Here is a 19777-nt window from a genome sequence, read left to right as displayed (position 1 = left end):
GCTGCCCCCTATCCCGATTTTTCGCAATACATCTCCACCGTCATTGCGAGCGAAGCGAAGCAATCCAGAATCCCTCCGCGGAGACAGTCTGGATTGCTTCGCTGCGCTCGCAATGACGAGATCATGGAAACACCTACGCCTTGAAATACGCGATCTGCGTCGTGGTCGCGAGCAGGCGGCCGTTCGGGGACCACAGCTCGCCGTTCTGATCGCCATAGCTCTTGTGGAAGATCTTTGCGTCAGCTGTCGCGAGCACGCGGGTGATGTCTTCGGCCGCGAGCTCTTCCGCGTCGGTGTGGAAATATGTCGTCAGCGACACCGTGCCGAATGGCACCAACTCGCGCCGTGCATGGAAGATGCGGCCGAAGAATGCGTCCGACATCGCCATCAGCGACAGCATGTCGAGCTTGCGCGGCGTGCGGTCGCCGATCCAGACTTTCGAATAAGTGCCGGCGAGCTCGGCCTGCGGCGGCCCGACGCGCATCTCGCCCTCGACGAATCGGAAATCATACTGATTGGCCCAGGACGCCGAGATCTTCGGGAACGGCAGTGTGTTCTCGAACGAAGTGGCGTCCGGACATTTCGCCACCCCGTGCTCCCAGGACGGCCGGCGCTCGGCGAACACGGCGGTGGCAAGCGTTGCGACCTCGCCGCCGCCTTGCGACAGTTCGACGCTCCAATGCTGGCTGGAGCGGTTGGCCTTCACCAGCCGGACGTCGAGATCGAACGGTCCCTTGGCGATCGGCGCGCAGTAATTGACGGTGACCGCCAGCGGACCGCCGGCGGCTTGCGGATGGTCGATCAACGCGCGCAGGATGGTCGCGGCGGTGACGCCGCCGAACGGGCCGACAAAGGCCCAGTAATCGTCACTGGTGTGCCCCCGCCAGCTGCTGTCGCCGGCGGTGACGCGCGTGGCATCGTCGAAAGGGTGCGGGAGCTTGGCGTGCATTGCTGGTCCTCGGTATTTCCCCGACCGTCGTTGCGAGCGCAGCGAAGCAATCCAGAATCGTTCCGCGGAGGTAGTCTGGATTGCTTCGCTGCGCTCGCAATGACGGTGGTTGAGGATACGGCGTCCGCATCGCCGACATCGCCCCGGGGGATGATGGCGATCATATCATCATCCATCCTGCGAGATGCAATAACCTCGCAGGTAACCCTGACTTCGTCGCGCGGAAAATCAGCCCGCGACGTCGCGCAGGTTTGGCAGCAAGGGTGTGGACGGATTCACCGGCACGTTCCAGATCTCCTCGGCGTATTCGCGGATGGTGCGGTCTGAGGAGAACCACGCCATGCGCGCGACATTGAGGATACTGGCGCGCGTCCAGGCCGGCGCCACCTGCCAGCGCGCGTCGACGCTGCGCTGCGCGTCGTAGTAGGAATCGAAATCGGCGCTGACCATGTAGTGATCGAGATAGCGCAGGGCATGCGCGATCGATTCGAAACGCCCGGGATCGCCGGGCGAGAACTCGCCGCCACCGATCGAGTTGATGGCGCGCTGGAGCTTTGGCGATCTGCGGATCACGTCAGAGGCATCCAGGCCCTGCTTGCGCCGGATCATCACGTCGCCGGCCTCCATGCCGAAGATTGCGATGTTCTCCGCGCCGACATGGTCGCGGATCTCGATGTTGGCGCCGTCGAGCGTGCCGATGGTGAGGGCGCCGTTCAGTGACAGCTTCATGTTGCCAGTGCCGGAGGCTTCCATGCCGGCGGTCGATATCTGCTCGGACAGGTCGGCCGCGGGAATGATCACTTCGGCGAGGCTGACATTGTAGTCGGGCAGGAACACGACCTTGAGCTTGCCGCCGATCGAGGGATCGTTGTTGACGACCTCCGCAACGTCGTTGATCAGCTTGATGATCAGCTTGGCGTAGCGGTAGCTCGCCGCCGCCTTGCCGGCGAAGATCTTGACCCGCGGCACCCAATTGCCGTTGGGATCGTCCTTGATCGCTTGGTACAGCGCCACCGTTTCGATGACGTTGAGGAGCTGGCGCTTGTATTCGTGGATGCGCTTGATCTGCACGTCGAACAGCGCGTTCGGGTCGACCTTGATGCCGAGCCGCTCGCCGATCAGGCGCGCCAGCGCCGTCTTGTTGTGAAGCTTGACGCTGCGGAAACGCTGCTGAAACGCAACGTCGCTGGCGCGTGCTTCCATCAATTCGAGCCGCGTCGGATCGTCGAGCACGGCTTCGCCGCAGGCCTCGCGCAACAGGTCGGTCAGCTTCGGGTTCGCCAGCATCAGCCAGCGGCGGAAGGTGATGCCGTTGGTCTTGTTGGTAATGCGGCCGGGATAGAGATGATTGAGATCGTGGAATACGGTCTCGCGCATCAGGTCCGAATGCATTGCCGAGACGCCGTTGATGCGGTGCGAGCCGACGAAGGCGAGCTGGCCCATGCGCACGCGGCGCCCGCTCTTCTCGTCGATCAGCGAGACCGAGGCGCGGAAGTCGATGTCACCCGGGGCGCGCGCTTCCGCTAGCGCGAGGTGCTGGACGTTGATACGGTAGATGATCTCGAGATGCCGCGGCAGCAGGCGCTCGAACAGCTCGACCGGCCAGGTCTCCAATGCTTCCGGCAGCAGCGTGTGATTGGTGTAGGACAGCGTCGCGACCGTGATCTTCCAGGCCTCGTCCCAGCGGAAATTGTGGTCGTCGATCAGGATCCGCATCAGCTCGGTGACGGCAAGGCTCGGATGGGTGTCGTTGAGCTGTACCGCGACCTTGTTCGACAGGCTGCGCAGCTGGCCGTCGGAGGCGAGATGGCGCTTGATCAGGTCCTGAAGCGAGGCCGAGACGAAGAAATATTCCTGGCGCAGGCGCAGCTCGCGGCCGGCCGGGCTCTCGTCGTTCGGATAGAGGAATTTGCAGATCGCTTCCGCGCGCGACTGCTCGGCGCTGGCGCTGACATAATCGCCGGTGTTGAAGGCGTCGAGCTTCAAGGGATCGGGCGAGCGCGCCGACCATAGCCGGAGCGCATTGACGTGCTGGCCGCGCCAGCCGACGATCGGCGTGTCATAGGCCATCGCAAGCACGGTCTCGGACGGATGCCAGATCGCGCGGTCGCGGCCTTTGTCGTCGACATGCTCGACGCCGCCGCCGAAGCGAACGTCATAGATCACCTCGGGCCGCTGCAATTCCCAGGGGTTGCCGAAGCCGAGCCATTCGTCCGGATATTCCTGCTGCCAGCCCTGATTGATGATCTGGCGGAACAGGCCGTAATCGTAGCGGATGCCGTAGCCGATCGCGGGGATCGACAGCGTCGCCATGCTCTCCATGAAACAGGCGGCAAGCCGCCCGAGGCCGCCATTGCCGAGCGCCGCGTCCGGCTCGCATTTGCGCAGCTCAGGCAAGGAGACGCCGAGATCGCCGAGCGCGACCTCGAAGATCTTCAAGAGGCCCATGTTGTTGAGTGCGTCGGTGAAGAGGCGGCCGATCAGGAATTCGAGCGAGAGATAATAGACGCGCTTGCGCCCTGCATCGTAGCTGCGCTTCTCGGCGCTGAGCCAGCGATGCACGATGCGGTCGCGCAGGGTGAGCGCTGCGGCCTGGTACCAGTCGTGCTTGGTCGCCATGCCTGCGTCCTTGCCGATGGCCAGGCGCAGCTTCGCCAGGATTGCGCCCTTGATCTCAGCCAGCGCGAGTTCGTCGATGGGCTGGTCGGGGGCGGGAAAATCTGGCTGGAACGATGAATCTTGCAAGGCCGTTACTTCCTGGTCGCGAGAACACCACTAACCCTACGCGTCATGCCTCCGGACCGAAACCATCGCAGGCGCGGCCGTGCATTGCACTGGCGCAAATTTATGCAAGGAATGGGCCGGTTTGGGAACCCGGATCAGCACGGGAAAGCGTGGATTCGATGCTAGATTAGGGACCAATTCGGCCATCAGTGTGGAGGGATGTCCATGAAACTGCAGATGCGATTGCTGATCGAAATCGCCACCGCAGCCCTGCTCGTCGTCTGCATCAGCGCCTCCAGCGCTGCGTTTGCCGCAGGCAAGCCGGGCCGCAGCGCCGACGGTCTGAGCTGCGGTTTCACCGTCCCGCAAAATGCATCCCCCGCCGCCCGTTGCGCCGCCATCAAGCGCCAATGCGGCGGCAAGTTTTACGCGAGCGCGTGCGGGGACAGGTTGATGTCGGCGGTGAATTGAGGCGACCACGCGCAACAAAGAAAACGCTCGCGACAAAGAGAGTGTCGTCCCGGCGAAGGCTCTCGCCACATCGTCGTCCTGGCGAAAGCCAGGACCCATTACCCCGCCTTTCAAATGAGGCCCGACCGGTCATTCCAATCGGGATTTTCTTGCTCGATCAGCTTGATCTTCCAATCTCGCCTCCAGAACTTCAATTGCTTCTCGCGCGCGATAGCCTCCTGCGGAGTGGCAAATACTTCGACGTGCACGAGGCGGAAGATATTGTATTTCAGAACGAACTTCGAACCCCGACCCGAACGGTGCAGTTCAAGCCGAATGTGGATGTCGTTGGTGGCGCCGATATAGATCGTCCCGTGATGACGGCTGGCGAGGATGTAGACGTAGTAGCTGCTTGCGCTCATGGCTTCAGCTCGCAAGGACAACGCTGACCGGGGTAATGGATCCTGGCTTTCGCCAGGACGACGCTCTCAACAATCATGCCCCTCATCAGAACAAATTAAGAACACTTTAGCAAGTCTTTGATATATCATTGTGATTCGGTGCGTAGCCGACACAACATCTAGGTTCGTCAGACGTCGCGAGGACTACATGTCCACCATTGCCTTCGATCAATTTGCCCTCACCCGGATCGCCGATTTCGCGCGGTCTCTGTCGCGGCTGCATCGGACGGCGCGGCGCTATGCGGTCGACGACGACCAGTTCGACCGCGAGTTCAACGCGGTGTGCCAGTCGATCTGGGGCTACACCATCGACGACGTCAGCGACGATCTGTTCTCGTCCGAGGACCATCTGTTTCTCGACACGCTGGACGAAGCGCATGCGCGCATCTTCGCGGCCGAGCAGGGCTATGACCTCGTCGACGAGGCGGGCATGCTGACCGATTGGTGGGGGTTCTGCTGGATGATCTTGGCTGAGAAGCGCGGCCTGTTGACGCCGGACAACCGCGCCGCGGCGCGCGCGGCGATCGAGGAGAAATATCTGGCGGCGCCGAACGTGATCGGGGTGATCATCGGAAGGTAGTGTAGCAACCTCCGTCATTGCGAGCGCAGCGAAGCAATCCAGAATCTATCCGCGGAGGAATTCTGGATTGCTTCGTCGCAAGGGCTCCTCGCAATGACGGCGTGGAGAGAGTTGGCTAATCCAATCCCGCCCGCTTCGCCGGCTTCGGCTGCGTCTTCGGCACCGTCACATCAGGCAACGCGCCGCGCACGATCTCCGCTGACGGCGCATCAGCCGCCACGGTCTCTGCGCGCACCGGGGCCACCTTCATTTCGCCGAGGCGTGCGCGGACCTGTGCGGTGAGGCCGGGATAGGAGGCCACCGGCGTGAAATCTGCGGTCTGGTCGTTGCCGACACGGATGCCGGTGTAGGCGACCAGGCCGTCGGTGGTCGCGATGACATCCCCGGCCTTGAGCGACGAGTCCAGCGCCAGATCGATCGGGGCAAGCCCGACCGGCTCGCGACCGTTGCAGGTGCAGTCCGAACGCAGCGCCTTGCGGTAGGCGAACGCGTTGTCGCTGTCGGCGTAACGCTCGCCGCTCTGCGCCGTGGCGCCGTCGATGCTGGAGCCGAAATAGATTTTTGTGGCGCTGGCAGGACAGAACGCCTGACACATCTGTGCCGGCGAGGCGAGGCCGCGCATCAGCGGAAAATATTTCCCGTCACAGCTGCGCACGCAGAACGCCGGGCCCGAGCCGCCGGCGGCCGCCGCGCGCGTCGGCGGGACATATTGCGGGTTTGCGCCGTTCTGTTGGCCGGTGAAGGGATCGGCGTAGGAGCTCGCCTGCGGCACCTCGCGCTGCGGCCGCTGCTGCTGCGCGCCGCCGAACAAGAAATCGAACAGGCCTTCGGCCGAAACCGGCGCCGGAGCCGCGAACAGCGGAGCTACAAGAATGGCGGCCACAAGCATCGCGCGACGCCGCCGGCGCGCATGGGACACGATTGTACGCAACGCTCACTCCACCGACGCAACGCAACCCGCCGAGAGCAACCCGTCTCAGCTTCTGATTCACCATAAAGCGTGATGGTAAATGAGCGGTGACCGGGGAAGGTTCTCACCTCGCCCCGCTTGCGGGGAGGGAGAGAAAATTACCCCTTCAAGAATTCCGACGCCTTGTACAGCGAGCGGAACGGCAGGCCGGCCGCGCCGAACGTGTCGGTGGCGCCTTCCTCGCGATCGACCATGGTGAGCACCAGCACCACCTCGGCGCCGGTCTCGCGCACGGATTCCACCGCCTTCATCGCCGAGCCGCCGGTGGTGGTGACGTCCTCGACGATTACGACGCGCTTGCCTTGAAGCGTCTCGCCCTTGGGAAGCCCCTCGATCGCGAGCTTTGCGCCGTGCTCCTTCGGTTTCTTGCGCACGAAGAACGCCGCGATCGGATGGCCCTTGATCCAGGAGATCTGCGCCAGCGCACCGGCAAGCGGCACCGCGCCCATTTCGAGTCCGCCGATGAAATCGAGCTGGTCGTCCTTCAGCGTCTCATAGGTGAGCTCGGCGAGCAGTGTCGCGCCCTCCGGGTCCAGCATGGTCGGCTTGAGGTTGAAATAGAAATCGCTCTTGCGGCCCGACGCAAGCGTCACGTCACCGCGGCCGAACGAGCGGCGGCGGATGATTTCGAATAGGCGGGCGCGGGAGGCTGATTTCGACACGGCGGTCCCTCGGGAGCGTTTTTAGAAGACGCGGAATTTATCCGCGACCGCCGTGACATTCCAGAGGGGGCGCTCCCCGTCAACAGGGATCGGCCATCCCGGGTCGCCGGTTGTGGGGGTGCAACCGCTGGGCTAGTTGAGGGGCACGCCGCGCACCTGAGTCTGTCGGGAAGGACACGAGGAATGACCATTGAGCTGCACACCTGGAACACGCCGAACGGCCGGAAAATCTCGGTCGCGCTGGAGGAGATGGGGCTGCCCTACAAGGTGATCCCGGTGAATATCACCAAAGGCGAGCAGATGGCGCCCGAGTTCCTCAAGCTGTCTCCGAACAACAAGATCCCCGCGATCGTCGACCCCGAAGGGCCGGACGGCAAGCCCGTCAGTGTGTTCGAATCGGGCGCGATCCTGCTCTATCTCGGCGAAAAGACCGGCAAATTCCTGCCGAAATCGCTTGCCGGCCGGATTCCCGTCTACGAATGGCTGATGTGGCAGATGGGCGGCTTCGGGCCGATGCCGGGCCAGGTGCATCATTTCATCGCGCTGGAGAACGAGCAGGACCGCGCCTACGGCCTGAAGCGCTTCATGGCGGAGACGCGCCGGCTCTACAGCGTGCTGGACCGCCGGTTAGAGGGCCGCGACTTCGTCGCCGGCGATCTCTCGGTGGCCGATTTCGCCATCCTGGGCTGGGCCTGGCGCCATCCTCGCCACAAGGTTGAGCTCGCCGATTTCCCCAACGTCAAGCGCTGGTACGAAGCCCTGATGGCACGCCCCGCGGTGAAGCGGGGGATGGACGCGAAGCTGGATTGAGGGACGCTTACCCTCCCCTGGAGGGGGAGGGTCGATCGCGCGAAGCGCGAGCGGGGTGGGGTGATCTCTCCAATCGGGCACTGTTGGATGGGGAGAGACCGTCACCCCACCCCGTCTCGCATTTCGCTACGCTCAATGTGAGCCGACCCTCCCCCTCCAGGGGAGGGTGAAGGTACGCGTCACACCCTCCTCGCCTCGACCGCCATCCGCACCGCGAGCCCGGCGAGCACCGTGCCCATCAGCCAGCGCTGCACCTGCATCCAGCTTGGCCGGCTTGCGAGGAACAGCGCGATTGAGCCTGCGGCAAGCGCGATCATCGCGTTCACGCTGACGCTGATCGCGATCTGGATCGCGCCAAGCACCACCGACTGCGCCAGCACGCTGCCGGCGGTGGGATCGATGAACTGCGGCAGCAGCGCCAGATACAGCATCGCGATCTTCGGATTGAGCAAATTGGTGACGAACCCCATCGCGAACAGTTTGCGCGGGCTGTCGATCGCGAGCTGCTTGACCTGGAACGGCGAGCGCCCGCCGGGCTTCACCGCCTGCCAGGCGAGCCACAGCAGATAGCCCGCGCCCGCGCAGCGCAGCGCATCATAAGCAAAGGGAATGGCAAGCAGCAGCGCTGTAATCCCAAACGCCGCGCACAGCATGTAGAACACGAAGCCGAGCGCCACGCCGCCGAGCGAGACGATGCCCGCCGCCGGCCCCTGCGTGATCGAGCGCGAGATCAGATAGATCATGTTCGGCCCCGGCGTGAGCACGAGGCCGAAGCAGACCAGGGCGAAGCCGAGCAGGGCGGAGGTGTGGGGCATGGGTGAACCGGTGCGGGAGCTTGCACGATTCTAATATGCGTGAGATCGCGCTGCCATCACACAATTGCACGGAGGACAATTGCGTTTCTCGTGTCCGCACGCGGCGCTAACGTTTTTGCGCCGGTGCGCTCCCTCGCCCCGTTCTTACGGGGAGAGGGGTGGGGTGAGGGGCTTCATGCGTGCGATGGTCGTGAGACCTGTACCCCCTCACCCGGATCGCAAAAGCGATCCGACCTCTCCCCGCAAGCGGGGAGAGGTTAAAGAAAGCATCAATGCGCCTCGTCCCAGTTGTTCGCCGCGCGTGCATCCACGTGCAGCGGCACCGAGAGCAGCACAGCCGGGAACGGCGCGTCCTGCATGACGTGCTGCACGACGGGAAGCGTCGCCGCGACCTCGGCGTCCGGCACCTCGAAGATCAGCTCGTCGTGCACCTGGAGCAGCATCTGCGCCGAGAGCTTCTTCTCGGCGAGTGCATCCTCCACCCGCGTCATGGCGCGGCGGATGATGTCGGCCGCGGTGCCCTGAAGCCGCGCGTTGATCGCGGCGCGCTCGTTGAAGGCGCGTACCGAGGCGTTCGACGCCTTGATGTCGGGATAATGGCACTTGCGGCCGAACAGTGTGGTGACGTAGCCGTGGCTCCGGCAGAAATCGCGGGTCTCGTCCATATAGGCGCGGATGCCGGGGAAGCGCTCGAAGTACTTCTTGATGTAGGCCGACGCCTCTTCGCGGGCGATGCCGAGCTGGTTGGCCAGCCCAAACGCCGAGATGCCGTAGATGATGCCGAAATTGATCGCTTTGGCGCGGCGCCGGATTTCGCTCGGCATGCCCTTGATCGGCACGCCGAACATTTCGGATGCCGTCATGGCGTGAATGTCGAGACCGTCCTTGAATGCCTGTTTCAACACCGGAATGTCGGCGATCTCGGCGAGCAGCCGCAGCTCGATCTGCGAATAGTCGGCCGAGACCAGCTTGTGTCCCGGCGTCGCGATGAAGGCGCGGCGGATTTTTCGGCCGTCCTCGGTGCGCACCGGAATATTCTGCAAATTTGGCTCGTTCGACGACAGCCGGCCGGTCGTGGTCGCTGCCAGCGCGTAGGTGGTGTGGACGCGATGGGTCTGCGGATTGACGTAGGTCGGCAGCGCGTCGGTGTAGGTCGATTTCAGCTTGGAGACCTGGCGCCACTCCAGGATCTTCTTCGGGAGATCGTGGCCCTGCTCGGCGAGCTCGTCGAGCACCTGCGCGGTGGTCGACCACGCGCCGGTCTTGGTCTTGCTGCCGCCGGGCAATCCCATCTTGCCAAACAGGATATCGCCGATCTGCTTGGGGCTGCCGACATTGACCGGCTCGCCCGCGATCTGCTGGATCTCGGCTTCGACGCGGGCTGCGGTCTGGGCGAAGTCGCCGGAGAGGCGCGACAGCACCTGGCGATCGATCGAGATGCCGCGCCGCTCCATGCGCGCGAGCACCGAGACCAGGGGCCGCTCCAGGGTTTCGTAGACCGTGGCCATGTGCTCGGCGACGAGGCGCGGCTTCAGCACGCGCCACACCCGCAACGTCACGTCGGCGCCTTCCGCCGACAGCGGTGCGGCCTTGTCGATCGGCACCTGGTCGAAGGTGATCTTGCCCTTGCCGTTGCCGAGCAGCTCGCTCTCCTTCAGCATGGCGAGGCCGAACCAGCGTTCCGAGAGCTGTTCGAGCGCATGCGAGCCGCGGCCGGCATCGAGCACATAGGAAATCAGTTGCGCATCGTCGATGTTGCGCAGCGTGATGCCGTGCTGCGCCAGCATGACGGCGCTGAACTTGATGTCGAAGCCGATCTTGAGAATGCCTGATGACTCCAGCACCGGCCGCAGCGCTTCGATCGCGTCCGCATGCTTGACCTGATCGGGCGAGAGGCCGGCATCGAACAAGCCTGCGCCGCCGCCGGACTGCTTGTGTGCCAGCGGCACATAGCAGGCATCGTTCGGCGCCAGCGCCAGGGCGATGCCGCAGAGATCGGCCTGCATCGGATTGATGGAATTGGCGCGGATCTCGATCGCGACATGGCCGGTATCGTGAATGCGCGCGACGAAGGCATTGAGCTCGGCAAGAGTCTTGATCGTCTGGTACTTGCCGCGGTCGACCGGCAGTTTTCGCAAGGCCTCCTCGCGCGCGGCGGCGAGCGAGATCGGCGCGCCCTTGAGGCTCGCGGCCTTGTCCTCCTTGCTGGCCGACTTGTTGCGCTCACCCGGCGCAGCTTGCGCCGGCGCGCCGGCTCCTGGCGCGGGCACGACGTCGGAAGGCGGCAACGGCGAGAAGACGCTGGCGCCGCTGGTATAGCCGGGATCGGCATCCACGTTCGCTGGATCGATCTGCGAATAGTCGGCGACGCGCCGCGTCAGCGTCGTGAACTCCATAGCCTTCAGGAAAGCGATCAGCTTGCGGGCGTCGGGCTCGTGGACCGCGAGATCGTCCAGCGGCACGTCGAGCTCAACCTTGTCGTCGAGCAGCACGAGCTGTCGCGAGATGCGCGCCTTCTCGGCATTCTCGATCAGCGCTTCGCGCCGCTTCGGCTGCTTGATTTCGCCGGCGCGGAACAGCAATTGCTCGAGGTCGCCATATTCGACGATCAGTTGCGCCGCGGTCTTGACGCCGATGCCGGGCACGCCCGGCACGTTGTCGGTGGAATCGCCGGCCAACGCCTGTACCTCCACCACCTTGTTCGGCGGCACGCCGAACCTCTCGATCACTTCGGGAACGCCGATGCGGCGATCCTTCATGGTGTCGTACATGGTGACGCAATCGGTCACGAGCTGCATCAGGTCCTTGTCGGAGGACACGATGGTTGCGGTCGCGCCGCGTTCGCAGGCCTGCCGCACATAGGTCGCGATCAGATCGTCGGCCTCGAAGCCCACCTGTTCCAGGCAGGGCAGGTCGAAGGCGCGCACGGCCTCGCGGATCAGTGCGAATTGCGGGATCAGATCATCCGGGGCCGGCGGCCGGTGCGCCTTGTATTCGGGAAAGATCTTGTTGCGGAACGTGATTTCCGACTTGTCGAAGATGATCGCCAGATGGGTCGGCCGGTTGTCCTCGGGCATCTCGCGGAGCAGCTTCCACAGCATGTTGCAGAAGCCGAGCACGGCATTGACCTGCAAGCCGTCCGACTTGCGGTTCAGCGGCGGCAGTGCGTGATAGGCGCGGAAGATATAGGAGGAACCGTCGACCAGGAAGACGTGGTCGCCCTTGCCGGCCGGCTTTGCGGTGACCGGTTTGGCAGCAGTGGGCTTGATGTCAGCCTTGGTCTCGGACTGGGGCGTCTCAGACTTGGCGGTGGTCTTCGGGGATGTCTTGGGCATGGCCGCAATGTATGAATTTTTGCGGATTTTGACAGCCTTGAGAGGGGGAATTTTGGCCGAAGCCCACACCTCTTCGTCGTCCCGGCGAAGGCCGGGACCCATAACCACAGGGTGACGTTTGGCGAAGACAGGCAGTTAAGGGATCATACGGCGGTACGAAGACTGCGATCCATCGATAAATCACGCGGTATGGGTACCGGCCTTCGCCGGGACGACGGCGTGCAGGTGGGATTACTCCGCCGCCTGCAGCACGGCTCCCGCCTTCTTCGGCGCGATCCAGAACGCATCCGGCCGCTCGAACAGGAAATTGCCGCCGAGCCGTAGCGCGGCCTGCCAGATCGCGAGCGATCCGATCACGCCGGCGATGGTGACGATCAACGATACCGTGCCGATGTCGGGAATGATGCCGGTGCGCAGCAACAGCGTTCGCGTGGCCGCCATCGGCAGGAAGAAGGCGAGATAGATCACGATCGAATGCTTGCCGCAGAAGCGCAGGACATTGAGCCAATGGGCGCGCGCCAGCAGCGTGCCTGATGCGATGATGGCGCAGGCGCCGGCAAAGCCGAGCGCGAGCGAGACGATCTTCCAATCGCTTACGCCATAGGCGACGGCGCCGGCGTCGATGAGAACCCAGCTTGCGAGTGCCGCGAGCGCCCATGCGGGATGGTTGCGCGCGCGATCCGACAGCGTGAACACGTAAGGCGCGAACAAATAGCCCGAATAGAAGTAGACGAAGCGCGCGCAGAACTCGTCGATCACGGTCCAGCCGGTCGCGATCCGCGCCGTCTCCAGCGCTGCTGCAACGAGCCAGATTGCGGGCGGCGGGATCCGCCGTGTCAGTTTTGTGACGACGAAGAAGATCGGCAAGAGATAGATGAACCAGAGCGTGCCGAACGGCTCGATGAAGGATCCAAGATACAGAAGGCCGGCGTCGCGCCAGCTCGTCTCCGCGGCGAAGGCGGGCGCCTTGAAGGCGAACTGGATTGTCACCCAGACGACATAGAAATAGGCGAAATGCACCACCTTGCGGTCGAGATAGGTGCGCCAGTCCCGGTCGATCACCAGGGGCAGGAACAGGCCCGAAATCAGGAAGAAATCCGGCATCCGGAACGGCTTTGCGAAGGCCACCAACACATGCATGAAGCCGGTCTCGCCGGCGGCGAGCTCGACCCCGAGCACCGAATGCATCATCACGACCATGACGATGCAGATGCCCTTGGCAAAGTCGATCCAGTCGACACGCGCGGCAGCCGGGGCGCTGAGTCCCCCGCTCGCGGCGATTGTGCCTGATGGTGCCATGGTGTCCCTTTTCGAGGCGTCTTCCGCCCCGGCTCTGCCTGGACTTGGAGCAGTCTTGGAGCAGTCTTGGAGCAATCTTGGAGCAGTCTTGGGGCAGTGTGGCGCCTTGCGGCTTACGATTTCTTTACCGGTACAATTCGTGTGCCGGTTTTTGCGTACTGACTGTTCCCTCACCCCGGGAAAATGCTAAACCGCCCGCATTGGCGTTTCGTTAACCAGGGCAGACAGGTTTTTTCCATGCGAATTGCGATGATCGGCACGGGCTATGTGGGACTGGTGTCCGGAGCCTGCTTTGCGGATTTCGGTCACGACGTCACCTGCGTCGACAAGGACGAGAAGAAGATCGCGGCGCTCCATCGCGGCGAGATCCCGATCTATGAGCCCGGCCTCGACGAGCTGGTTGCGACCAATGTCAAGGCCAAGCGGCTCGACTTCACCACGGATCTGTCGAAGCCGGTTGCGGCCGCCGACGCCGTGTTCATCGCGGTCGGCACGCCGTCGCGCCGCGGCGACGGTCATGCGGATCTGTCCTACGTCTACGCCGCCGCGCGCGAGATTGCGCAGTCGCTGTCCGGCTTCACCGTCGTGGTGACGAAGTCGACCGTTCCGGTCGGCACCGGCGACGAGGTCGAGCGCATCATCCGCGAGACCAACCCGTTAGCCGACGTCGTCGTCGCCTCCAATCCCGAGTTCCTGCGCGAGGGCGCGGCGATCCGCGACTTCAAATTCCCCGACCGCGTCGTGGTCGGCACCTCCGACGAGCGCGGCCGCAAGGTGATGGGCGACATCTATCGTCCGCTGTCGCTGAACCAGGCGCCACTGATGTTCACCGAACGCCGCACCGCGGAGATGATCAAATACGCCGCCAACGCGTTCCTCGCGACCAAGATCACCTTCATCAACGAGATCGCCGATCTTTCCGAAAAAGTCGGCGCCAACGTGCAGGAGGTTGCGCGCGGCATTGGCCTGGACAACCGCATCGGCACCAAATTCCTGCATGCCGGCCCGGGTTTCGGCGGCTCGTGCTTTCCGAAGGACACCAAGGCGCTGATCAAGATCGCGCAGGATTACGACGTGTCCTTGCGCATCGTCGAATCTGTGCTCGCGGTCAACGAGAATCGCAAGCGCGCGATGGCGCGCAAAGTGAGCCAGGCGCTCGGCGGCTCGCTGCGCGGCAAGACCATCGCGGTGCTCGGCCTCACCTTCAAGCCCGACACCGACGACATGCGCGATGCGCCATCGATTCCGCTGGTCACGGGCCTGCTCGACATGGGCGCGAGGGTCAAGGCCTTCGACCCCGTCGGCATGGAGCAGGCCAAGGGCGAGCTGCCCAGCATCACCTACTGCGAGGACGCCTATGCCTGCGCGCAAGGCGCCGACGCGATTGTCATCGTCACCGAATGGGTGCAGTTCCGTGCGCTCGATCTCGACCGGCTGAAGGCGACCATGACGCAGCCGGTCGTCGTCGATCTCCGCAACATCTACCGCCCCGAGGACATGCAAGCCGCCGGCTTCGTCTATGAGAGCATCGGGCGCTCGTCGGTGCAGGGCTGACAGTCACACGTTGTTGTCGATCTAAAACCGTCATGGCCGAGCTTGTCCCGGCCATCCACGTCTTGTTCACTGCCAGATGAAAGAACGTGGATGCCCGGGACAAGCCCGGGCATGACGACCGGATAATTTCTTGCCCCGCAGCTTCGACACGCCCCTTCCGATCGATGCCGTGCTCGACGATCTCTCGCGCACGCTGGAGGCGCATAACGCCGCCGTGCTGGTGGCGCCGCCGGGCGCCGGCAAGACCACGCGGGTGCCGCTGGCGCTGCTGGATGCGCCCTGGGCCAGGGACAAGAAGATCATCGTGCTGGAGCCGCGGCGCATCGCCGCGCGGGCCAGTGCCGATCGCATGGCCAAATCGCTTGGCGAGCGCGCCGGGGAGACCGTCGGCTACCGCGTTCGCTTCGGCTCAAAAATATCGCGCGCGACGCGCATCGAGGTGGTGACCGAAGGCATCTTCACCCGCCAGATCCTGGACGATCCCGAGCTGTCGGGCGTCGCCGCCGTCCTGTTCGACGAATTCCACGAGCGTTCGCTCGACGCCGATCTCGGCCTTGCGCTGGCGCGCGACGCGCAACTGGGCCTGCGTGAGGATCTGCGCATTCTCGTGATGTCGGCAACGCTGGACGGTGCGCGTGTTGCCAGGCTGCTCGGCGAAGCGACCGTCGTTGAAAGCGAGGGCCGTGCGTTTCCGGTCGAGACACGCTATCTCGGCCGCAAGGCGGACGTGCAGGTGGAACGGCAGATGGCGGATGCGATCGCCTCGGCCCTGCGCGCAGATAGCGGCTCGGTGCTGGCGTTCCTGCCGGGCGCCGCCGAAATCCGCCGCACCCAGAATTTTCTCGCCGAGCGCGTGCAGGATGCGACCATCGAGATCGTACCGCTGTTCGGCGCGCTCGATGCCGCCGTGCAGGATCGCGCCATCGCGCCCGCGCCCAAGGGCACGCGCAAGGTGGTGCTGGCGACGTCGATCGCGGAGACGTCGCTCACCATCGAGGGCGTGCGCATCGTGGTCGATTCCGGTCTTGCCCGCGTGCCGCGCTACGAGCCCGACATCGGCCTGACGCGGCTCGAGACCGTGCGTGCTTCGCGCGCCGCAGTGGATCAGCGCCGCGGCCGCGCCGGCCGTACCGAGCCTGGCGTCTGCTATCGGCTCTGGGACGAGCCGCAGACGGCGTCGCTTGCGCCCTACACCCAGCCGGAGATCCTCAGCGCCGACCTGTCCTCGCTCGTGCTCGATCTGGCGCAATGGGGCGTCAGTGACCCCGCGGCGCTGTCGTTCCTCGATCCGCCGCCACAGCCGGCCTGGAAGGAGGCCAATAGCCTGCTCTCCGAGCTCAACGCGCTCGACGGCGATGGCCGCATCACCGCGGAGGGCAAGAGCCTGCGCGCGCTGGCGCTGCCGCCGCGGCTGGCGCGCATGATCGTGGATTCGCATCGCGCCGGCGCGGGCGAAGCCGCCGCCGAGATCGCCGCCATCCTTACCGAGCGCGGACTTGGCGGCGACAGCGCCGACCTCGAGCACAGGCGCGATCAGTTCCGCCGCGACCGCTCGCCGCGCGCGTCAAGCGCGCGCGACCTGGCGCGGCGCTGGGCTTCGCAGGTGGCCGCATCCGAGAAGATAAAGCCCGAGGAGGGCGATCTCTCCACGGGCCTGATGCTCGCCTACGCCTTTCCCGACCGCGTCGCGCGCAACCGCGGCAATGGCAGCTTCGTGCTCGCCAACGGCCGCGGTGCCGCAGTCGAGCAGACCTCCTCGCTCGCCCGCGCGCCCTACATCGCGGTCGGCGAAATGACGGGGACGGCAGCGAGCGGGCGCATTCTGCTCGCCGCCCCGATCGCGCAGGACGATATCGAGCGGCATTTCGCCGAGCACATCGAGACCGTCGATGAGATATCGTTTGATCGCGGTGCGATGGCGCTGCGCGCGCGGCGAAAGCGCTCGCTGCACGCGATCACATTGTCCGAAACCACGCTCGCGCTTTCGCCCTCGGAGAAAACCGCGCGCATCCTTGCCGACGGACTGATTGCGGCAGGCCTCGACCGGCTGCCCTGGTCGAAAGCGGCCAGGCAATGGCGCGACCGGGTGATGTTCCTGCGCAAGGCGGAAGGCGATAGCTGGCCCGACCTGTCGGATGACGGGTTGATCGCGCGGCGCGACGATTGGCTGGTGCCGGCGCTCTACGACAAGATCGCGCTGAAGGATCTTTCCGCCGGCGATCTCTCCGATGCCCTGATGACGCTGTTGCCGTGGGAGATGCGCGCGCGGCTCGAGCGCGAGGCGCCGACCCATTTCGAGGCGCCGACCGGCACCATGCTCGCGATCGACTACGAAGCCGAGCAGGGACCGACCATTGCGGTGCGGCTCCAGGAATTGTTTGGCCTCAACACCCACCCGTCGATCGCGGCCGGCAAGGTGCCGCTGGTGCTGGAATTGCTGTCGCCGGCGCAGCGCCCGGTGCAGGTGACGCGTGACCTCCCCGGGTTTTGGCGCGGCAGCTACGCCGCCGTGCGCTCCGACCTGCGCGGCCGCTATCCGCGCCATCCCTGGCCGGAAGATCCGGCAAGCGCGCTGCCGACCCGGCGGGTCAAGCCGCGCGGCACGTGAATCGAGAGTAGACCCTCATGGTGAGGAGCGCGGAACGCGCGTCTCGAACCATGCAGGCCCGCCTCGCACCCGCAGCCATCCTTCGAGACGCCCGCTTCGCGGGCTCCTCAGGATGAGGATTTGTAGTCTCTGCGACCTCGGCGCATTAACCGTTCACTCATCCTTTTCGTCAAAATGGCACCGTCCTGGCCGCGGCTGCGCTCGCGGACAGGCGTGTGGCGTGTTGAAATCGAGCTTTCGGGCTCCGAGTGGTGTGATGCGTAACATAATGATCTTCGCGGCCATCATGATCGGGCTTGGCACCTTCATGGCGCAAATGGCGGACAAGATGAGCTCAGCCTCCGCAACATCAGCGCCCCGCACGACGGTCGCAATTGCAACGACGGCGCCCGCCGGCAGCCGCAGCCTCAATATTGCCCGCGACGGTCGCGGTCATTTCCAGGCCGAGGGCCGGATCGACGGCCAGCGTATCGGCTTCATGATCGACACGGGCGCCTCCGTGGTGGCGCTGAACGAGACGTCGGCTGCGCGCTTCGGCCTGCGTCCCTCGCGCAGCGAGTACAACGCCACCGTCTCCACCGCCAACGGCACCATCAAGGCCGCGCGCACCCGCATCGCCATGCTCGATGTCGGCGGCCTCGTCGTGCGCGACGTCGATGCCATGGTGCTGCCGGACGAGGCGTTGTCCGAAAACCTGCTCGGCCTCTCCTTCCTGTCCCGCCTGAAGCGTTTTGAATACGCCAACGGCCAGATGGTGCTGGAGCAGTAAGGCCATCCCAAGGGCTCGCGCGACCGAATAATTCAAAAAATGCCTTTGTTTCGACCGCTCTCGCGGCGATGCTCCCGCGTTACCAAACTGCCGCAATTATAATCCATAAGCCTCCCTTCCCGCCTTCCGCTGCGGCCCGGCATTCGCTAAGGCTGCATGAAATCCTGCTCTTTTCATGAGATCGTCTCAATGTTCCCCAAGCCGAAATCCGTGTTGCTGCCCAACACCTATGCCTTCGAATCTGAGCCGATGGTGAAAGCGACAGGCTTTCGCGAATACGACGCGCGCTGGCTGTTCCAGAAGGAAATCAACCTGATGGGGGTGCAGGCGCTCGGCATGGGGCTGGGCGCGCTGATCGCAGAGCTCGGCGTCGGCCAGGAGATCGTCACGGGGCATGATTTCCGCGGCTATTCGGCCTCGATCAAATACGCGCTGATTTCAGGCCTGATGGCTGCGGGGTGCAGGGTGCACGACATCGGGCTTGCGGTGACGCCGATGGCCTATTTCGCGCAGTTCGATCTCGACGTGCCCTGCTGTGCCATGGTCACGGCGTCGCATAACGACAATGGCTGGACCGGCGTGAAGATGGGGGCCAACCGCCCGTTGACGTTCGGCCCGGACGAGATGACGCGGCTGAAACAGATCGTGCTGGGCGCCGAGTTCAAGAACAAGGCCGGCGGCTCCTACCAGTTCCACGAGAATTATCCGGCCCGCTATATCGCCGATCTCACCAGCCGCCCGAAGCTGAAGCGCAAGCTCAAGGTGGTCGCGGCCTGCGGCAACGGCACCGCCGGCGCATTCGCGCCGCAGGTGCTGGAGGCGATCGGCTGCGAAGTGATCCCGCTCGACACCGAGCTCGACCACACGTTCCCGAAATACAATCCGAATCCGGAAGACATGGAGATGCTGCACGCAATCCGCGACGCGGTGCTGCAGCACAACGCCGATGTGGGCCTCGGCTTCGACGGCGACGGCGATCGCTGCGGCGTCGTCGACAACACCGGCGAGGAGATTTTTGCCGACAAGGTCGGCGTGATGCTGGCGCGCGACATGTCGGCGATCCACAAGGACGCGCAGTTCGTCGTCGACGTGAAGTCGACCGGCCTGTTTGTCACTGATCCGGTGCTGCAGAAGCAGGGCGCGAAGGTCGCCTATTGGAAAACCGGTCATTCCTATATGAAGCGCCGCACCAACGAGATGGGCGCGCTCGCGGGCTTCGAGAAGTCCGGCCACTTCTTCTTCAACAAGCCGTTCGGCCGCGGCTATGACGACGGCCTGGTCTCGGCGATCGCAATTTGCGACATGCTCGACCGCGCCCCCGGCAAGTCGATGGCCGACCTGAAGGACGCGCTGCCAAAAACCTGGTCGTCGCCGACCATGTCGCCGCATTGCGGCGACGAGGTCAAATACGGCGTCATCGACGCCGTGGTGGAGCACTTCGAGGGCTTGCAGGCCAAGGGCGCCAAGATCGGCGGACAATCGATCCGCGATCTCGTCACGGTCAACGGCGTGCGCGTCACGGTCGAGGATGGAAGCTGGGGCCTGGTGCGCGCCTCATCCAACAAGCCCGAGCTCGTCGTTGTCGTCGAGAGCCCGGTTTCCGAGCAGCGCATGCACGACATGTTCGAGATGGTGAACAGCGTGCTGCGCACGCATCCGGAAGTCGGCGAGTACAATCAGAAGATTTGAGGCGAGGGGCGAAGCCTACGCTGCGCCTGTCATGCCCCGGCTTGACCGGGGCATCCAGTACGCCGCGGCCTCACCGCATTCCATCACCGCCTCTGGAATACT

Annotated in this window: 15 protein-coding genes; 7 read left to right on the top strand and 8 right to left on the bottom strand. The window is 64.3% G+C overall.

The genetic code is table 11. The features are described from left to right. Window positions 1–133: 133 nt before the first annotated feature. Complete coding sequence (locus FXV83_RS26640; protein ID WP_148742555.1) at window positions 134–949, bottom strand: acyl-CoA thioesterase; 816 nt, start codon at window positions 947–949, stop codon at window positions 134–136. 228 nt (window positions 950–1177) lie between these two features. Continuing rightward, window positions 1178–3694: a glycogen/starch/alpha-glucan phosphorylase gene (locus tag FXV83_RS26635; protein ID WP_148742554.1), complete on the bottom strand. Its 2517-nt coding sequence runs from the start codon at window positions 3692–3694 to the stop codon at window positions 1178–1180. A 204-nt stretch (window positions 3695–3898) separates the two neighbouring features. Here FXV83_RS26635 and FXV83_RS26630 point away from each other — a divergent pair, with 204 nt between their 5' ends. Further along, window positions 3899–4144, top strand: a complete 246-nt coding sequence (locus FXV83_RS26630) for a hypothetical protein (RefSeq protein WP_187436174.1) — start codon at window positions 3899–3901, stop codon at window positions 4142–4144. Between the two features lie 110 nt (window positions 4145–4254). Here the strand turns inward: FXV83_RS26630 and FXV83_RS26625 are convergent, their stop codons facing one another. Then, on the bottom strand, window positions 4255–4545 hold the full coding sequence (locus tag FXV83_RS26625; protein WP_148742553.1) for a GIY-YIG nuclease family protein: 291 nt from the start codon (window positions 4543–4545) through the stop codon (window positions 4255–4257). 187 nt (window positions 4546–4732) lie between these two features. On the opposite strand from FXV83_RS26625, the gene FXV83_RS26620 reads away from it, so the two are divergent. Further along, entirely contained in the window at window positions 4733–5164 is a 432-nt protein-coding gene (locus tag FXV83_RS26620; RefSeq protein WP_148742552.1) for a hypothetical protein, read from the top strand. 115 nt (window positions 5165–5279) lie between these two features. On the opposite strand, the gene FXV83_RS26615 is transcribed toward FXV83_RS26620, so the two are convergent. Next, the gene (locus FXV83_RS26615) at window positions 5280–6053 is read right to left on the bottom strand and encodes a DUF2865 domain-containing protein (protein WP_187436175.1); all 774 of its coding nucleotides are present in this window, start codon (window positions 6051–6053) and stop codon (window positions 5280–5282) included. A 179-nt stretch (window positions 6054–6232) separates the two neighbouring features. Continuing rightward, window positions 6233–6796, bottom strand: a complete 564-nt coding sequence (gene pyrE / locus FXV83_RS26610) for an orotate phosphoribosyltransferase (protein WP_148742551.1) — start codon at window positions 6794–6796, stop codon at window positions 6233–6235. Window positions 6797–6979: 183 nt separating this feature from the next. On the opposite strand from pyrE, the gene FXV83_RS26605 reads away from it, so the two are divergent. Further along, window positions 6980–7606, top strand: a complete 627-nt coding sequence (locus FXV83_RS26605; protein ID WP_148742550.1) for a glutathione S-transferase family protein — start codon at window positions 6980–6982, stop codon at window positions 7604–7606. Between the two features lie 179 nt (window positions 7607–7785). On the opposite strand, the gene FXV83_RS26600 is transcribed toward FXV83_RS26605, so the two are convergent. From FXV83_RS26600 to FXV83_RS26590, 3 genes are all read right to left on the bottom strand, one after another. After that, on the bottom strand, window positions 7786–8421 hold the full coding sequence (locus FXV83_RS26600) for a LysE family translocator (RefSeq protein WP_148742549.1): 636 nt from the start codon (window positions 8419–8421) through the stop codon (window positions 7786–7788). A 269-nt stretch (window positions 8422–8690) separates the two neighbouring features. Next, window positions 8691–11756: a DNA polymerase I gene (polA, locus tag FXV83_RS26595; RefSeq protein WP_148742548.1), complete on the bottom strand. Its 3066-nt coding sequence runs from the start codon at window positions 11754–11756 to the stop codon at window positions 8691–8693. Window positions 11757–11987: 231 nt separating this feature from the next. Continuing rightward, window positions 11988–13055: an acyltransferase family protein gene (locus FXV83_RS26590; RefSeq protein WP_148742547.1), complete on the bottom strand. Its 1068-nt coding sequence runs from the start codon at window positions 13053–13055 to the stop codon at window positions 11988–11990. 237 nt (window positions 13056–13292) lie between these two features. Between FXV83_RS26590 and FXV83_RS26585 the strand changes: the two genes are divergently transcribed. The 4 genes from FXV83_RS26585 to FXV83_RS26570 all read left to right on the top strand — a co-directional run bounded on the left by FXV83_RS26585 (window position 13293) and on the right by FXV83_RS26570 (window position 19675). Next, window positions 13293–14609 (top strand): UDP-glucose dehydrogenase family protein, encoded by a 1317-nt coding sequence (locus FXV83_RS26585; protein WP_148742546.1) that lies wholly within the window; start codon window positions 13293–13295, stop codon window positions 14607–14609. 130 nt (window positions 14610–14739) lie between these two features. Continuing rightward, the gene (gene hrpB, locus FXV83_RS26580; protein ID WP_187436173.1) at window positions 14740–17217 is read left to right on the top strand and encodes an ATP-dependent helicase HrpB; all 2478 of its coding nucleotides are present in this window, start codon (window positions 14740–14742) and stop codon (window positions 17215–17217) included. A 256-nt stretch (window positions 17218–17473) separates the two neighbouring features. After that, window positions 17474–17986 carry a TIGR02281 family clan AA aspartic protease gene (locus FXV83_RS26575; RefSeq protein ID WP_187436172.1) on the top strand — a complete coding sequence of 171 codons (513 nt, stop codon included), beginning with the start codon at window positions 17474–17476 and terminating at the stop codon, window positions 17984–17986. Between the two features lie 189 nt (window positions 17987–18175). Beyond that, window positions 18176–19675 carry a phosphomannomutase/phosphoglucomutase gene (locus FXV83_RS26570; protein WP_148742544.1) on the top strand — a complete coding sequence of 500 codons (1500 nt, stop codon included), beginning with the start codon at window positions 18176–18178 and terminating at the stop codon, window positions 19673–19675. The last annotated feature ends 102 nt before the right edge of the window (window positions 19676–19777 follow it).

This window comes from Bradyrhizobium hipponense (genome assembly GCF_008123965.1).
GTDB classification, from domain to species: Bacteria; Pseudomonadota; Alphaproteobacteria; order Rhizobiales; family Xanthobacteraceae; genus Bradyrhizobium; species Bradyrhizobium hipponense.
This window is presented reverse-complemented; position numbering and strand designations above follow the sequence as displayed.

Bases quoted from the DNA above. Each gene is read 5' to 3' on its own strand.
- FXV83_RS26640 (WP_148742555.1), bottom strand. From the start codon at position 949: ATGCACGCCAAGCTCCCGCACCCTTTCGACGATGCCACGCGCGTCACC.
- FXV83_RS26630 (WP_187436174.1), top strand. From the start codon at position 3,899: ATGAAACTGCAGATGCGATTGCTGATCGAAATCGCCACCGCAGCCCTG.
- FXV83_RS26625 (WP_148742553.1), bottom strand. From the start codon at position 4,545: ATGAGCGCAAGCAGCTACTACGTCTACATCCTCGCCAGCCGTCATCAC.
- FXV83_RS26620 (WP_148742552.1), top strand. From the start codon at position 4,733: ATGTCCACCATTGCCTTCGATCAATTTGCCCTCACCCGGATCGCCGAT.
- FXV83_RS26615 (WP_187436175.1), bottom strand. From the start codon at position 6,053: ATGCTTGTGGCCGCCATTCTTGTAGCTCCGCTGTTCGCGGCTCCGGCG.
- FXV83_RS26605 (WP_148742550.1), top strand. From the start codon at position 6,980: ATGACCATTGAGCTGCACACCTGGAACACGCCGAACGGCCGGAAAATC.
- FXV83_RS26600 (WP_148742549.1), bottom strand. From the start codon at position 8,421: ATGCCCCACACCTCCGCCCTGCTCGGCTTCGCCCTGGTCTGCTTCGGC.
- polA (WP_148742548.1), bottom strand. From the start codon at position 11,756: ATGCCCAAGACATCCCCGAAGACCACCGCCAAGTCTGAGACGCCCCAG.
- FXV83_RS26590 (WP_148742547.1), bottom strand. From the start codon at position 13,055: ATGGCACCATCAGGCACAATCGCCGCGAGCGGGGGACTCAGCGCCCCG.
- FXV83_RS26585 (WP_148742546.1), top strand. From the start codon at position 13,293: ATGCGAATTGCGATGATCGGCACGGGCTATGTGGGACTGGTGTCCGGA.
- FXV83_RS26575 (WP_187436172.1), top strand. From the start codon at position 17,474: ATGCGTAACATAATGATCTTCGCGGCCATCATGATCGGGCTTGGCACC.
- FXV83_RS26570 (WP_148742544.1), top strand. From the start codon at position 18,176: ATGTTCCCCAAGCCGAAATCCGTGTTGCTGCCCAACACCTATGCCTTC.